Origin of the sequence: Pedobacter sp. AK017 (assembly GCF_014200825.1) — a bacterium.
Taxonomy (GTDB): Bacteria; Bacteroidota; Bacteroidia; order Sphingobacteriales; family Sphingobacteriaceae; genus Pedobacter; species Pedobacter heparinus.
Genome location: NZ_JACHCW010000003.1, coordinates 149,921 through 165,714 on the forward strand (window position 1 = coordinate 149,921; position 15,794 = coordinate 165,714).

The 15,794-nt window shown below is 46.9% G+C and carries 15 protein-coding genes and 1 riboswitch; of the genes, 4 read left to right on the forward strand and 11 right to left on the reverse strand.

Features of this window, described 5'->3' with window-relative positions:
• The first annotated feature begins 13 nt into the window (after positions 1 to 13).
• A complete protein-coding gene (locus HDC92_RS05565) occupies positions 14 to 2,626 on the forward strand; it encodes a BamA/TamA family outer membrane protein (protein WP_015808293.1) in 2,613 nt (870 codons plus the stop codon).
• 6 nt (positions 2,627 to 2,632) lie between these two features.
• On the opposite strand, the gene HDC92_RS05570 is transcribed toward HDC92_RS05565, so the two are convergent.
• Positions 2,633 to 3,058, reverse strand: a complete 426-nt coding sequence (locus HDC92_RS05570) for an acyl-CoA thioesterase (protein ID WP_015808292.1) — start codon at positions 3,056 to 3,058, stop codon at positions 2,633 to 2,635.
• 163 nt (positions 3,059 to 3,221) lie between these two features.
• On the opposite strand from HDC92_RS05570, the gene HDC92_RS05575 reads away from it, so the two are divergent.
• Both HDC92_RS05575 and HDC92_RS05580 read left to right on the forward strand, forming a co-directional pair.
• Positions 3,222 to 3,806, forward strand: a complete 585-nt coding sequence (locus tag HDC92_RS05575; RefSeq protein ID WP_183872895.1) for a gluconate 2-dehydrogenase subunit 3 family protein — start codon at positions 3,222 to 3,224, stop codon at positions 3,804 to 3,806.
• A gap of 26 nt (positions 3,807 to 3,832) precedes the next feature.
• Positions 3,833 to 5,533, forward strand: coding sequence for a GMC oxidoreductase (locus HDC92_RS05580; RefSeq protein ID WP_183872897.1), 1,701 nt, complete (start codon positions 3,833 to 3,835; stop codon positions 5,531 to 5,533).
• A 214-nt stretch (positions 5,534 to 5,747) separates the two neighbouring features.
• Here HDC92_RS05580 and HDC92_RS05585 read toward each other — a convergent pair whose 3' ends face one another.
• The 9 genes from HDC92_RS05585 to thiS all read right to left on the reverse strand — a co-directional run bounded on the left by HDC92_RS05585 (position 5,748) and on the right by thiS (position 13,785).
• Positions 5,748 to 6,596, reverse strand: coding sequence for a S1 RNA-binding domain-containing protein (locus HDC92_RS05585; protein ID WP_183872899.1), 849 nt, complete (start codon positions 6,594 to 6,596; stop codon positions 5,748 to 5,750).
• 15 nt (positions 6,597 to 6,611) lie between these two features.
• Positions 6,612 to 7,670, reverse strand: coding sequence for a HesA/MoeB/ThiF family protein (gene moeB, locus HDC92_RS05590; protein ID WP_255484457.1), 1,059 nt, complete (start codon positions 7,668 to 7,670; stop codon positions 6,612 to 6,614).
• Between the two features lie 4 nt (positions 7,671 to 7,674).
• The gene (thiH, locus tag HDC92_RS05595; RefSeq protein WP_183872903.1) at positions 7,675 to 8,793 is read right to left on the reverse strand and encodes a 2-iminoacetate synthase ThiH; all 1,119 of its coding nucleotides are present in this window, start codon (positions 8,791 to 8,793) and stop codon (positions 7,675 to 7,677) included.
• A gap of 16 nt (positions 8,794 to 8,809) precedes the next feature.
• Complete coding sequence (locus HDC92_RS05600) at positions 8,810 to 9,577, reverse strand: thiazole synthase (protein ID WP_183872905.1); 768 nt, start codon at positions 9,575 to 9,577, stop codon at positions 8,810 to 8,812.
• Positions 9,571 to 10,194 carry a thiamine phosphate synthase gene (locus HDC92_RS05605; RefSeq protein WP_015808285.1) on the reverse strand — a complete coding sequence of 208 codons (624 nt, stop codon included), beginning with the start codon at positions 10,192 to 10,194 and terminating at the stop codon, positions 9,571 to 9,573. Before HDC92_RS05605 ends, HDC92_RS05600 begins: the two co-directional genes overlap by 7 nt.
• On the reverse strand, positions 10,184 to 10,990 hold the full coding sequence (locus tag HDC92_RS05610; RefSeq protein ID WP_183872906.1) for a hydroxymethylpyrimidine/phosphomethylpyrimidine kinase: 807 nt from the start codon (positions 10,988 to 10,990) through the stop codon (positions 10,184 to 10,186). Before HDC92_RS05610 ends, HDC92_RS05605 begins: the two co-directional genes overlap by 11 nt.
• Positions 10,983 to 11,594, reverse strand: a complete 612-nt coding sequence (locus tag HDC92_RS05615; RefSeq protein WP_183872908.1) for a thiamine phosphate synthase — start codon at positions 11,592 to 11,594, stop codon at positions 10,983 to 10,985. The genes HDC92_RS05610 and HDC92_RS05615 overlap by 8 nt, the downstream gene beginning before the upstream one ends.
• Positions 11,595 to 11,618: 24 nt before the next feature.
• Positions 11,619 to 13,502 (reverse strand): phosphomethylpyrimidine synthase ThiC, encoded by a 1,884-nt coding sequence (thiC, locus tag HDC92_RS05620; protein WP_183872910.1) that lies wholly within the window; start codon positions 13,500 to 13,502, stop codon positions 11,619 to 11,621.
• A gap of 82 nt (positions 13,503 to 13,584) precedes the next feature.
• The gene (gene thiS, locus HDC92_RS05625) at positions 13,585 to 13,785 is read right to left on the reverse strand and encodes a sulfur carrier protein ThiS (RefSeq protein ID WP_183872912.1); all 201 of its coding nucleotides are present in this window, start codon (positions 13,783 to 13,785) and stop codon (positions 13,585 to 13,587) included.
• Positions 13,786 to 13,857: 72 nt separating this feature from the next.
• Positions 13,858 to 13,945: riboswitch (TPP riboswitch) on the reverse strand.
• A gap of 141 nt (positions 13,946 to 14,086) precedes the next feature.
• On the opposite strand from thiS, the gene HDC92_RS05630 reads away from it, so the two are divergent.
• Positions 14,087 to 15,250, forward strand: coding sequence for an MFS transporter (locus HDC92_RS05630; protein WP_183872913.1), 1,164 nt, complete (start codon positions 14,087 to 14,089; stop codon positions 15,248 to 15,250).
• Between the two features lie 60 nt (positions 15,251 to 15,310).
• Here the strand turns inward: HDC92_RS05630 and HDC92_RS05635 are convergent, their stop codons facing one another.
• The gene (locus tag HDC92_RS05635; protein ID WP_183872915.1) at positions 15,311 to 15,715 is read right to left on the reverse strand and encodes a YtxH domain-containing protein; all 405 of its coding nucleotides are present in this window, start codon (positions 15,713 to 15,715) and stop codon (positions 15,311 to 15,313) included.
• Positions 15,716 to 15,794: the final 79 nt, after the last annotated feature.

The window sequence follows — 15,794 nt, forward strand, 5'->3', positions numbered from 1 at the left end:
TAGCTAAATTAACATGCATTTTAAAAAGAGTCTGTTTGCAGTATTGTTGTCTGGTCCGGTTTTAACTGCTGCATATTCTGTTGCAAAAGCACAGCAACTGCCAGCAAAAGACTCCATCACCGTTGCCGTTGCACCCGAGTACAATAGTGTCAGTACCTTTCACCGGTTCTGGCTGGGCGAAAGCTATCGTAAGATCTGGGCTACACCTGTAAAATTGAGGATCATCGACCTGCAGAAAGAAAAAGGGGGGCTCAAAATTGTAAAGCTTGGCGGGGGAATGCAGACCCGCTCTTTAAGGCTTGTCGACCCCACTGGTAAGGAATGGGCCCTGCGTACCGTTCAGAAATATCCTGAGCAGGGCATGGCCGAGAACCTTCGTGCCACCATCGCCAAAGACATCGCCCAGGACCAGGTCTCTACCAATCACCCTTTTGCTGCACTGGTGGTGCCCACACTGGCCTCTGCACTCGGCATCCCACATTCTAAACCGGAAATCGTATATGTAGGTGATGATCCCGGCCTGGGCGAATACCGGGAGCGTTTCGCCAATGCCGTTTATTTAATAGAAGAAAGAAGTCCTTTTGAAAAGGAAACAGACAATACCGAAAAAGTTCAGCGCAAGATCCAGCAGAACAATGATACCCGGGCCGAACAACAGCTTACGTTAAGGGCAAGGATGCTCGATTTTTTGCTGGGCGACTGGGACAGGCATGAAGACAACTGGCGCTGGCTGGCAGAAAAGGACAAAGATAAAGGGGAAACAACCTATATCCCTGTGCCCCGCGACAGAGACAAGGTCTTTTATAAAACTACCGGGGTATTTCCCTGGGTGCTTACCCATCAGTGGCTCAAGACCCATTTGCAGCCTTACAGCGATAACATCAGGGATGTAGACCACTGGAGCTTTAATGAACGGTATTTTGACCGCTATTTTTTAAACGAACTTACGGCGCAGGACTGGAAAAAAGAAGCAGCCTACGTGCAGCAGAAGCTGAGCAATGAAGTGGTGCTGGAAGCCTTTAAACAAATGCCCGATACCATTTTTAAACTGAACGGCGCCGAACTGATGCGCCATTTTATTTCCCGAAGGGATAAACTGGATTCGCTTACCCAGCATTATTACCGCTTCCTGTCTATCCATGTAGATGTACCCGCCTCTGAAAAAAAGGAGATCATTAAAGTTAAAAACCTGGACAACGGAGATGTAGAGCTGAGCATCAACAACATCAATAAAGAAGGAAAAAAAGGCCGTCTGGTATACAAAAGGATTTTTGATCAGCACATCACCAAAGAAGTCAGGCTTTTTGGTATCGGCGGTGAAGATACTTTTGTCGTAGAAGGTGCAGGCAGTTCCCGCATCCGTGTCCGCCTGGTAGGCGGGCCAGCCGGCAATTCCTATCAGGTAGCTGCAGATGTGAAAAATAAGCCCTTTATCTACGATCAGCCAGATACAGCCAATCATTTTCCTGCAAGGTCACTGGCTAAATTCAGGTTGGCAAATGACACGCTGGTAAACCGTTTTGACAAGAACAGCTTCTTGTACGACCGTACCGGGGTGCTTTTTAACGGTGGATACAACATCGACCAGGGCATACAGGTCGCGCTGGGCTATGTGATCGAAAAGCAAGGTTTCAGAAAGGAACCCTATGCCCGTAAACACGAATTCTGGGTGAACTATAACAGTGGCCGGCGCTCTTTTATACTCGATTATGTCTCAGATTTTAAAAAGGCCATAGGCAACAACGACCTTACGGTACATGCCAACCTGCTTGGACCCAATAACCTGAGCAACTTTTTCGGACTGGGCAACAATACAGAGAACATAGACCATGATTTTGATACCGATAATGGCGGGCCCGACCGTGAAGACGGGATTTCCTATTACCGCAACAGGTACAATTACCTCAATGCCGATCTGAAGCTGGGCAGGCAATTGGGCAAACACCTGAGGGCCGATGTGGGGGTATTGTTTTCCTATTACATGAGTAGTGCTGCCGATAATGAGGAAAGGTTTTTTAACGATTTTAATATAGCCAATCCCGAAGCGGAAGTATTTGCCAATAAATTATATGGTGGTTTTTCAGGGGGACTGGTGTACGACAGCCGCGACAACATTTCGGTGCCCAAAAAGGGGATTTTCTGGAAAACCAGTTTTCTTGCGCAGCACCGGCTGGATGAAGGGAGCGGCAGTTATGGGGCTGTTACCGCTGAGTTCCGTTTTTACCTTAACCCGGGCAAATCCGGACTGGTTATTGCCAACAGGATCGGCGGGGGCACAACCATAGGCAGCCCAACCTTTTTTCAGCGCATGCAGCTGGGTGGAGTAAACAGCCTGAGGGGCTTCAACAGCAAACGTTTTACAGGTAATTCCATGTTTTACAACAATCTGGACCTGAGGCTTAAGCTCTTCAATTTTACTTCTTACCTGGTTCCGGGTACCGTAGGTATGGTCGGTTTTACCGATGTGGGCAGGGTATGGGAAAAAGGGGAACATTCTAACCGCTGGCATCAGGGCTATGGTGCTGGCCTGTATGTAATGCCGGGCGAAGTGATCCTCTTGCAGGGCACTGTCGGGCTTTCCAAAGAAGCCAGTATGCTCTACCTGTCGGTAGGTTTTAACTTTTGATGCCCCTTACAGGTATTCAAAATCCGGTGTTTTGGGGAATTTTTCCAGCCCCTCAAATATTGCGACAGGCACCGGTCTGGCCAGTTTCCTTTTAACAGTGTCCATCCAGCTGCCCTCCACCTGGATCAGTGCATGCAATTTACCTTCTTCTGAAAGAAACTCATGCTGAATGATCCATCTTGAACCATCCCTTTTCATTTTCAGTAAACTGGTTACAATATGGATCTTTGTACCCAGGTGGATCTCCCTTCTGAACTCACATTGTTCTTTAAACAATACCGGCCCCACGTTCTCCGTTTTCATCAATTGGAGGGTAATGCCATAGGCATCCAGTATATCTATCCTTTCCTGTGCTGCCAGATCGTAATAACTGCTATGCCTCAGGTGAAAATTGGGGTCCAGGTCTGCCCACCTTAACTGTATATGCTTCATATCGGATACCGTAATTTATGAATAAAATAACCCTGTAAATATACGGAAAAGAGATATTGTAAAAATTACAATATCTCTTTTGAAATCCTGCAAATAAGTTCTATTTTGACTACCTTATTTTTAAACGCATTTAAACCACACACAATAACCACCTTAAACAACCATGAATAGACGAGAAGCGCTTAAAAACACCGCTATCTGGCTAGGAACTGCAATTTCGGCCACTACCTTCGGTGTTTTATTTGAAAGCTTTACCCTTCCGGAAAATGAGAAAAATACCGTCTCCTTCTCCGCCGACCAGGAGAAAATCCTGGCCGAACTTGCAGACATCATCATTCCATCAACCAAAGATGCACCTGGTGCCAAGGCTGCAGGCCTGGGCAGTTTCATCCCTATGATGATCAAAGATTGTTATCCTGCCAAAATGCAGGAAGCCTTTGCAGAAGGCTTAAAGGATCTGGAAGCCCGGTCCATGAAAGATTTTAACAAAAGTTTCTTATTGCTGGGCGTAAAAGAACGTGAGGAGCTGGTAGCTAAGCTCCGTACTGATACCATTACACAGCAAAAGGCTGATAAAGCAGCCAAAAAAAATGTGCCTTATTTTTTTGTCATTGTAAGGGACCTGACCATTCTGGGATATTATGCCTCAGAGATCGGTTGTACCCAGGCGCGTGAATACATCGCCATCCCGGGTCGTTACGATGGTGCCACTACACTGAAACCCGGACAAAAGTCATGGGCCACCTAATGTTTTAAAATAAGGAATTACACATCATGAACATCAATACAGATTTAAAGAAAGAAAATACATACGATGCTATCGTCATAGGATCGGGGATCAGTGGCGGCTGGGCTGCAAAAGAACTTACAGAAAAAGGCCTCAGGGTGCTGATGCTGGAACGGGGAATGAACATAGAGCATGTGAAGGACTATGATTCTGCCATGAAAAACCCATGGGAGTTCCAGCATGCAGGCAAACTCACCGAAGAGCAAAAAAGAACTCACCCTGTTCAGAAAAGGGACTATCCTTATCAGGAAGCAAATGAAAAATGGTGGGTAAACGATTTGGAATGCCCTTATACTGAAGACAAGCGTTTCGACTGGTACCGCGGGTTCCATGTGGGTGGCAAATCCTTAATGTGGGGCCGTCAGAGCTACCGGTTCAGCGACCATAATTTTGAGGACAATGCCAGGGATGGGCATGGAAACGACTGGCCCATCCGCTATAAAGATATTGCCCCATGGTACGATTATGCCGAACGTTTTGCCGGTATCAGCGGTCAGGCCGAAAACTGGCCATTATTACCCGACGGACAGTTCCTGCCACCTATGGACCTGAACTGTGTAGAGAAATCTGTTAAAAAACGCATTGAAGAGCATTACAAAAGAACACGGATCATGACCATTGGCCGTGTAGCAAATTTAACTGTTCCGCATAAAGGGCGTGGCAATTGCCAGTACCGTAACCTCTGCAGTCGTGGCTGTCCTTTTGGTGCTTATTTCAGTACACAATCTTCTACCTTACCGGCAGCCCAGGCTACAGGCAGGCTCACCTTAAGGCCTTATTCCATCGTTAACCATATCATTTACGATAAAAACACCAAAAAGGCCAAAGGTGTAATGGTGATAGATGCGGAAACGCAGAAAACAATGGAATTCTATGCAAAAATTGTTTTTGTAAATGGTTCTACCTTAGGTTCCACATTTATCCTTTTGAACTCTACTTCCGAGGCGCACCCTAACGGTCTGGGCAATGGAAGCGGACAACTGGGCCATAACCTGATGGACCACCATTTCCGTTGCGGTGCATCGGCTGAAGCGCCTGGTTTTGAAGATAAATATACCTTCGGTCGCCGTGCAAACGGGATTTATGTGCCCCGGTACCGCAATGTCGGCAGCGATAAACGTGATTATTTACGTGGCTTTGGCTACCAGGGTGGTGCCAGCCGGAAAAACTGGCAAAGTGATGTGGCAGAACTGGCCATAGGTGCTGATTTTAAAGATAAAATGAACAAACCAGGGGCCTGGACTATGGGCTTGGGCGGCTTTGGAGAAATGTTGCCTTACTATGAAAACCGGGTTTACATCGATAAAACCAAAAAAGACAAATGGGGACAGCCGGTACTGGCTATTGATTGTGAGTACAAGGAGAACGAGAAAAAGATGCGTATCGATATGATGAACGATGCCGCCGAAATGCTGGAAGCAGCAGGCATGAAAAACATTAAAACCTATGACAATGGTTGTTATCCGGGTATGGCCATCCATGAAATGGGAACCGCCAGAATGGGGAATGACCCGAAAACATCTGTGCTCAACAAATGGAACCAAATGCATGAAGTCAGCAATGTATTCGTTACTGATGGTTCCTGTATGCCATCTATTGCCTGTCAGAACCCATCTTTAACCTTTATGGCATTAACTGCGCGTGCATCCGATTATGCGGTTAAAGAATTGAAGAAAGGGAATATTTAAGAAAGTAAAAAAGCAAGCATTTTTACTTTCATAGCATGATGCTTAGGAGAGACACCCAGCTTATGCATCATGCTAAAACAGAAAAATATACCTGCTATGAATTGGCCTAGGCGCTGTTTCCCGGCTTTGTTAAAAAGCCGGGGAGCAGATGCCAGCCAATGAATAGCATGGTTTATTTTTCTGTTAAACTAATCCTCATACTCCAATCCTGCTATTACTCCGCTTCATGATCAACATTAACTCTGATCTCATGATCAGCGATCGTGATCAGCCTTTCTTTATACAAACCACCAATTGCTTTCTTAAAAGCACTTTTGCTGATCTTAAAACGCTGGTAAATGTCTTCAGGTGAACTTTTATCGCCCAAAGCAATTACACCGCCACTGTCTTTCAGCTCTTCCAGCAATACATCCTTGGTTTCCAGGATATGCCCATAGCCCATAGGCTGTAAGCTCAGGTCGATCTTACCTTCTACACGGATCTTTTTGATCCAGCCCTTCCTGGTTTCCCCTGGGTTCAGTTCATCAAATAACTCATTGGTATACAAGAGGCCAATGTATTTGTTGTCAACAATTGCATTATAACCCATATCCGAGCGGTCAACAATCAGTAAACTCACTTCATCACCTTCTTCAAGGTCTATATCTTCTTCTTCCACAAAGTTCAGCAGCTTGGACGAGGCCAGCATACGGTCGTTGCTCTCATCCAGAAAAACATATACCACATGCTTGTCACCTTTAAACATCGGGCGTTTTTGTTCGCGTTTAGGTACATAAATATCCTTACCCAAACCGATATCCATAAAAGCACCGCCATCTTCAGTTTCATCAACAACAGTCAGATAAGCAAAATCACCTACGCAGGCCAAAGGTCTTTTTGTGGTGGCCTGCAACCTGTCATCTTTTTGCATAAACACAAAAACATTCAGGTTATCGCCAATTTCAGCCGCTTTAGGTACATCAACATAAGGCAGTAACACCTCTTTTTCCCCTTCAGTTAAAATCAGACCTTCTTCTGTTTTTTTTATAATCCTCAGATCGTTGTATTGTCCTATTGCTATCATACTGCAAAGGTAACATTATGTTTGCTGATTTGCAGAAACGATTAAAGTATAGCACTCAGCTTTATGATTATTCTTCATCAGGTTTAGTGCAATTTTGCTCCTTGTTCCTGAAGCACAGCAAAAAACGATCTTTTCATACTGAAGCAGGGCGGGGATGTGCTGGCTTAATTCATAAAGGGGGATATTGATGCCACCAATATGGTATTCTTCGTATTCATAAGCTTCCCTTACGTCTATCAGCTGATACGCTATGTTTTCATTTTTCCATTCTGCGAGCTGACCGGGGCTGATTTCCTGTGGTCCGGGCAGGGCCGGCACATCCATCTTTCCTGTCTGCCCTACAGCGCGTCGGTTTTGCACATTGTGGCGGCCAAAGCCAAATACCTGCATTTCATTGTTCAGTGCATTAAACAGCAGCAGTTTCCCCGACAATACCTCACCAAAGCCACAAATGATCTTGATGGCCTCATTGGCCATTAAGGTGCCTGTAATTCCGGGCAACGTACCAATTACCCCGGCTTCAGCACAATTGGGCATTTCAGTTGCTGCCGGTGGCTCGGGGTAAAGGGAACGGTAATCTGGTCCCCCTTTATGATTAAATACCGTTACCTGCCCTTCAAATCGAAATATAGAACCAAATACCAGTGTTTTATTTAAGGCCACACAGGTATCATTTACCAGGTAGCGGGTAGGGAAATTGTCAGAACCATCGATGATCAGGTCGTAGGCAGCAATCAGTTCAGCCGCATTTTCCATACCCAGTTTAAAGGGATAAGCCCTGAAATCCACATCCGGGTTCATTAAGCCAAGCTTGTTTACCGCAATTTCGGCTTTTAAGCCTCCTATATCCGCCATCTGGTATAAAATCTGCCGCTGCAGGTTGCTCTCGTCCACCACATCATGGTCGGCTATGCCCATATGGCCTATACCTGCAGCGGCAAGGTACAGGAGCAGGGGACAGCCCAGGCCACCCGCCCCAATAACAAGCACCCTCGCATTTTTAAGTTTTTGCTGCCCATCCAGGCCAATTTCCGGAAGGATGACCTGCCTGTCGTAACGTTTCTGATTTTCCATTTCCTTAAACCAAACTGTTGTCCCAATCTTTCCAAACGGCTTCATAGCCCTGCTGTGCAAGCATGGCCGCAATTTCTTTTGCACTGCGCTCGTCCGATATCTCAAACTGCTCCAGCGAGGCCGGTTCTACCACATAGCCACCGGGATTGGTCTTAGAACCTGCACTCATGGCAGTAATGCCCAGCTTAATGATATTGTCCCTGAATACCTGCGATTCCCTGGTCGAGATGGACAGCTCAACCTCCTCATTAAACAAGCGGTAAGCACAGATCAGCTGCACCAGCTCCCTGTCGCTCATCGCCACCTTAGGCTCCAGCCCCCCGCTAAAAGGCCGCAACCTCGGAAATGAAATGCTGTATTTGCTTTGCCAGTAGGTTTTTTCCAGGTAATCCAGGTGCAAAGCCGTAAAAAATGAATCCGTACGCCAGTCCTCCAGGCCAATCAACACCCCCAGGCCTATTTTATGAATGCCTGCCTGGCCCAGCCGGTCGGGCGTTTCCAGCCGGTACAGGAAATTGGATTTCTTACCCCTGGGGTGATGCTTTTTATAATCTTCCTGGTGATAGGTTTCCTGATATACCAGCACGGTATTTAAACCATAGGGCCGTAGCTCTTCGTAATCGGCCAGGTCTAAAGGCTGAACTTCCATAGAGATCTGCGCAAAATGTGGACGGATCAGTTCCAGCACCTGTTTAAAATAAGCGGTATGTACCGACTGGCTGGCCTCGCCCGTAACCAGCAATACATGATCGAAACCCATTTCTTTAATAGCCACCACTTCCTGCATGATCTCTATAGGAGAGAGGGTCTTGCGCCTCACTTTATTGTCGTAGCTAAAGCCGCAATACGTGCAGATGTTGTTGCATTCATTGGAAAGGTACAGGGGCACATACATTTGCAGCACTCGCCCAAAGCGTTTTAAGGTAAGCTGCCGGCTTATTTCGGCCATCTGTTCCAGGTAAGGTGCAGCAGCAGGAGAGAGCAGTGCTTTAAAATCTTCCAGCGTTCTTTTAGCTGTACCCCAAGCCAGGGCCCGTTCCACATCCGCACTGGTCTTTGCGTAAATGCTGTTACTGGTTTCTTCCCAGCTGCAGGCTTTAAAAATATCATTGAAACTACCCATGTTATTGGTCTTTAAATTAGTCGAGAAAAGAGGTAAGCGGACTGCTGCCAAGGGCCTGCATACCCGCCGATACCTTGCCCAGCCTGGCTTCAAAGGCCATCCGGCCTGCCATTACAGCCATTTTAAAGGCCCCGGCCATCAGTCCCGGATTTCCTGCAACAGCAATTGCCGTATTTACCAGTACCGCATCGGCACCAATTTCCATCGCTTTTGCCGCATCAGATGGGGCGCCTATTCCTGCGTCCACAATAACCGGCACCTTGCTCTGGGCAATGATGATCTCCAGAAAATCTATCGTTTTTAAACCTTTATTACTGCCTATGGGCGATCCAAGGGGCATAACTGCCGAAGTTCCTGCATCCTCCAGCCGCTTGCACAATACCGGGTCGGCATGCACATAAGGCAAAACAATAAAGCCCAGTTTAGCCAGTTCTTCTGTGGCTTTTAAAGTCTCGATAGGGTCGGGCATCAGGTATTTGGGGTCCGGGTGGATCTCCAGTTTTACCCAGTTGGTTTCCAGGGCTTCCCTGGCCATTTGTGCTGCAAAAACTGCTTCTTTGGCATTTCTTACCCCAGAGGTATTGGGCAGCAGGTTGATGTGCGCATGTTTCAGGTGCTTCAGGATGTCATCATCACCTGCATTCAGGTCAACCCTTTTCAGGGCTACCGTAACCAGCTCAGAGCCCGAAGCCAGCAAAGCTGCTTCCATTTCTACAGCCGAACTGAACTTTCCCGTGCCGGTAAAGAGCCGGGAGCTAAATATTTTATCTGCTATTTTTAACATAATAAATGGTTGATGTGGTTCAATACAACAGAAGTATCCTGCGGATGGCTCAATGCTCCCGAAACAGCTACCCCATACAGGCCTGCCTGCATCAGTAAAGGGATATCGTCCGCTGTAATGCCTCCTATGGCAATAACAGGGGTACCTATCCCGGCTGCTTTCGCCTGCTCCATCAGTTTTACATAGCCCTGCAGGCCAATAACCGGACTCAGGTTCTGTTTGGTGGTAGTAAAGCGGTAGGGGCCTAAACCGATATAATCTGCCCCCTCAGCTACCCTTTGCTGCAGCTGTCCAAAAGTATTGGCCGTGCCGCCAATGATCAGGTCGGGGCCAAGTATAGCCCTTGCTGCTGCAACAGGCATATCGTCCAGGCCCAGGTGCACACCATCTGCACCTGCCTTTAAGGCAATTTCGGGGTAATCGTTTACGATCAGCCTGGCCGCATGCTTTTTGCATAAGGCGGCGGCAGCTATGGCCAGTGACAGTACCACTGCTTCCGGCTCATTTTTTACCCTTAACTGTATCCACTTTCCGCCGGCCAGTAAAACCCGCTCAATGGCTTCCAGGTGCCCCTCCCGGCTTGCCTGAGAAATATAATGCAATTGGTCAATCCTCATAATGATAGCCTAACAGGCTGTTGTTACTGTTTAAAAAATGTGCTGTATATTTTTTTGCCGAAATGCAGGCCTGCAGCAGGTGATCACCTTTGGCCAGCCGGGCAGTAATGGCGGCCGATAAGACGCAGCCAGACCCGTGTTTCTGAAAATTTGATAATATATCTGGCTTTAATTCAAAATGTTGACTACCTTCAAATAAATAATCTATACCCTTGTTTTTTTCCAGGTGTCCCCCTTTAAGCAATACAGGGCAATAGGCTGCCCAGTGCTGTGCAATGGCTGTTAACTGTCCGGCCCCTGATTTTCCGCCCAGGCTCAGCATTTCCGGATAATTGGGTGTAATCAGGTCAATTTGCCTCAGTACCGGCTCCAGCTTCTTCAAACCATTTTCCCAGTCATGAAAGGCATAACCCGCACTTGCCTTTAACACCGGATCCAGTACAATCTTAATCTCGGGGGCATGCTGCCTTAAATGGCTAACCACTTCCAGTAAGATCCTGCTGTTCTTGATCAGGCCGATCTTACAGGCCTTCACTTCAAATTTCAGCAGCAGTACCATCATTTGCTCAATGATCTGTTCTGCATCTAGCCACTGGTTTTTCAGAAAATGCGTATCTGTCTGCACCGTTAATGCCGTACACACCCCAAAACCATATACCTGGTGCTGCTCAAAACACTTCACATCGGCTAAAAGTCCTGCCCCCGCACTGGGGTCAAAACCTGCTATGCTCATTGCATAGGGGCGTAGCTTGCTGCCCTGTCCAGGTATCCCGTGTTGTTCCAGTTCTTCAATCATTGCTATCGCATTTATCTTTGATCAGTTTAAACCTGTTTAAAGCCTGTTCTTTATCCATCCATACCGCTCCAAGCAGGGCCAGTCCATCAAATCCCATGGCCCTTACCGCGTTTACTTTTCCGGCATCTATACCGCCAAGGGCGATGATTTTTGGGCCGGTACGCTTAACCGGCAAGGTAAAACCGGCATCCGCCTCTGCTATTCCGGTATATCCGGGTTTGGACAAACTGTTAAACACCGGTCCGTAAAAGGTATACTCAAATCGGGTAAGCTCCAGCAATGCATCGGGATGATGGATAGAAGTACTCAAAACATCATCTCCGGAGGGAAAAGGCAGGCCTTTAGCATCCAGCTCCTTTCTCATTTGCTCCGGGTAATGCAGCCGCTTAACCAATGGGAAATCTGCCTGCAGTTCATGGAACTGGTGCAGGGCAAGCCGGTCGTGGTAATCCTCGTCTATGCCCCCAAGCAGCGCCGCATAATCGGCCCTGTTCCTGCCCACCTTTCTCAAATGAAAAATGGGCATCCCCGCTTCAAAAAGCTGGTTGATCAGCCAGGCTTCAGCTTTAAAATAAAGCGGGTCTGAAATGACAATGATTTCCATAAATATTAATTATAACATTTTCATTTACAGATAGATTTCACTTCCTTTCTCAGTAAACTCTTTAGATTTAGCTGCCATACCTTTTTCCAAAGCTTCCTGCTCATCCACACCCTGTTCCGATGCGTACTTCCGCACATCCTGCGTTATTTTCATCGAGCAGAAATTGGGTCCGCACATCGAACAGAAATGGGCGATCTTGGCCCCATCCGCAGGTAGTGTTTCGTCATGGAACTCTCTGGCCGTATCCGGGTCGAGCGACAGGTTAAACTGGTCATCCCACCTGAATTCAAAGCGCGCTTTGCTCAGGGCATTGTCGCGGTACTGCGCCCCGGGATGCCCTTTGGCCAGATCGGCAGCATGGGCCGCAATCTTATAGGTAATCACACCATCTTTTACATCCTTTTTATTGGGCAGGCCCAAATGCTCCTTAGGTGTTACATAACACAGCATCGCTGTACCAAACCAACCGATCATGGCGGCACCAATGGCCGAAGTGATGTGGTCATATCCAGGCGCAATATCGGTAGTCAGCGGTCCCAGGGTATAAAAGGGTGCTTCCGAGCAGTGTTCCAGCTGTTTCTCCATATTTTCCTTGATCAGGTGCATGGGCACATGGCCCGGCCCCTCAATAATGGTCTGCACATCATGTTTCCAGGCAATTTTAGTCAGCTCGCCCAAAGTTTCCAGCTCGCCAAACTGGGCGGCATCATTGGCATCGGCAATACAGCCCGGCCTTAAGCCATCGCCCAGCGAGAAAGCCACATCATAAGCCTTCATGATCTCACAGATTTCTTCAAAATGGGTATACAGGAAATTCTCTTTATGATGCGCCAGGCACCATTTGGCCATAATGGAACCGCCACGGGAAACAATACCAGTTATCCTTTTGGCCGTTAAAGGCACATACCGCAACAGCACACCCGCATGGATGGTAAAATAATCTACCCCCTGTTCGGCCTGCTCAATCAGGGTATCCCTGAACAGCTCCCAGGTTAAATCTTCAGCCTTACCGTTCACCTTTTCCAGGGCCTGGTAAATCGGCACCGTACCAATCGGAACAGGGGAGTTGCGGATGATCCATTCCCGGGTTTCATGGATGTTTTTACCCGTCGAAAGGTCCATAATCGTATCGGCGCCCCACCTGCAGGCCCACACGGCTTTTTCAACTTCTTCCTCAATTGAGGATGTAACGGCCGAGTTGCCGATATTGGCATTGATCTTCACCAGGAAATTGCGGCCAATGATCATCGGCTCCAGCTCGGGGTGGTTGATGTTACAGGGAATGACCGCCCGGCCTGCAGCCACTTCTGCACGCACAAATTCGGGTGTAATATAACCCTTAGGCGTATTGGCGCCAAAACTATGACCTTTATGCTGATGGCCCATCACTTCAAACTGCACACCCAGCTGTTCGTTCAGCAAGTCTATGCGCTGGTTCTCGCGGATGGCAATGTATTCCATTTCGGCGGTAATGATACCTTTTTTGGCATAATGCATTTGCGATACATTGGCGCCTTTTATTGCTTTATAGGGCTTGTTCAGGTGCGAAAACCGCAAAACATCCAGTTTATTGTCGGCCAGGCGCTGCTGTCCGTAATCAGAACTGATCTCCGGCAGCTGCTCCACATCTTTTCTGCCGGTAATCCATTTTTCCCTTAATCGGGGCAGGCCTTTTTTTACATCAATATGGGCATCAGGATCGGTATAAGGCCCGCTCGTATCATAAACTGTAACTGCCGGGTTGGGCTCGGTTAAGCCAAAACCATTGTGGATTTTGGTGTTGCTCAAAGTAATCTCGCGCATGGCCACTTCAATGTCATGCAGCTGGCCTTTCACGTATACCTTACGGGATGCCGGAAAAGGAGTGCGACTGATTACCTGTTCGCCAGGTGTTTTTTCTACTTTCATTGTTATTCGTTTTTAGGATGATGAAACCGATGTTTCAAAATTTCAGCTGCTGGAATGGGATAAATGGGTTTGTTAAAAGAGTTCAGCCCCCCTGGGTGGCTTTGATGAGCATCACCTGGTCGCCCTGCCGCAATACATGGACTGGCCAGTCAGATTTTGTGATAATGGTATGGTTAACCGCTACAGCAATGCCTTTGGCCGGTGCGTTGACAAGGCTTAGCATTTGTTCAACAGAACAAGGTTCTTTCAGCTGATAATGTTGTTGATTTACAGAGATCTCCATAAGTTTTTAATTTTTTGTTCAATTAAAAACTCCAGGAATAGCCCATTACAGGAATGGAAAAAGAACAACAAGAGGGTTGCTCTTACTTTTCCCTTCGGCAGTACTAACTGCATCAGGTTCAAAGGGTATATCTCAGCGCAAGGCACCCCTAAAGTTTTTTGTAAAGCTAGTTTATTTTTTATAAAACGCAAATCAATGCCAATTTTATATTTATTTGCAAAGTGCAATTCTTACACTATTTTAATAAAAGCGGGTCATTACAACCAAAGGAATTGCTAAATTTGCAGCGCAAACCTATGCAATGATCTCTAACACAAAACATCGTTTCTTTTTAAGTCTGTTTTTCTTTATGTCGGGCTTAAGTTTTTCTACCTGGGCTTCGCGGATCCCGACCATTAAAACTACTTTTGGTTTCAATGAGGCCGAGCTGGGCAGTATATTGCTGGCCCTGCCCATAGGTTCCCTGCTGGGCCTGCCCATTTCGGGCTGGCTGGTGTCTAAATACAACAGTCGCGGACCTTTAACGCTGGGCTACGGACTCAACATGCTGGCGCTTACGCTTATTGGTTTTGCACACAATACCTTAAGCCTGGTTTTGGCCGTAGTGGTATTTGCCTTTACCACCCGTATCTTTAATATTTCTGTAAACACCCAGGCCTTAACCCTGCAAAAGCGTTTCGATAAAAAGATCATGGGTTCTTTTCATGGTTACTGGAGCATGGGTGGCATAGCAGGAATCCTGCTGTCTACACTTTTGCTCAGTTTCAATGTACCCATCCAGATTCATTTTACGGCTGTAGCCATTGTGATGCTGTCGCTTAGCCTATATGCTTACCAGTATTTGCTGAAGGGAGACCGCTCCGAAACCGGTAACAAGCTCATTTTGAGCAAGCCAGATCCCTATATTTTTTACCTGGGCCTGGTGGTTTTCCTTTGTGCCATCTGTGAAGGGGGGATGTTCGACTGGAGCGGTATCTATTTCCAGGAAATTATAAAAGTAGAGATCTTTACTTATGGTTACCTGATCTTCATGACCTTTATGGCCACTTCCAGGTTTTTATCCGATTTCATTGTGGCACGCTTTGGCATGCCAAAAACCTATATCATGAGCGCAAGCTGTATTGTTTCGGGCATTTGTCTGGCCATTATTTTTCCGTATTTCTGGACGGCTATGGTCGGCTTTTCGCTGGTAGGTTTTGGTACCGCGGCTGTAATCCCGATGTCTTACGCCCTGGCCGGTGCTTCAAAAAAATATTCGGCAGGTATGGCCATATCCATCATTGCCACCTATTCCATTACGGGGATGTTGCTTGGCCCGCCTTTAATTGGCTATCTGGCCCATGCCTTCAATTTAAGGGTATCTTTTGTCATTTTTGCCCTGTGCGGGATATTGCTGATCCCCATTACACAGCTGTTTTTTAAATACCAAAGGCTTTCAGATCAAAGCGTTGAGCCATTGAGCTGAAAGCCTTCACTGAACCGGAAAGCCGGCTGTTCCATTTGTACTTATACGGTTTATAGGTTGCTAAATGTCCTGAATGGTATCATTGGCATTATCAGCTGCCTGCTTTACACCTGATTTTACTTTTTCTGTTTCCGCATCTTTGAACTCCTTAAATTCCTGCGAAACGGCGTTTGCCTTATTTTTTACATTGTCTACCACGCGGTCTTTTAGACCTACAATATCATCTTTACCGGCCGATATCCTGTCTTTTACCGATTGATAACCATCTTTAAGGTTATCTGTTAAATCCAAAGCCTTGTCGGAAATTCTTTCCCTGGTGTTTTTTCCACTCTCCGGTGCAAACAATACACCCAGCACCGCCCCAACTGCCAGTCCCGTCAGCAAAGCGATCACTGCTCCTGTAGTATCTGTCGGTCTGTGCGGTATGCCTGAAAAGCGGTCTGTTATTAGTTTCTTATAATTCATAATGCACTCCTGTAATTGATTATCAGAGTATAAACGGTTACGAGGGGGACTTTGTTTTAATTTTCTTTTTATTAGTGCT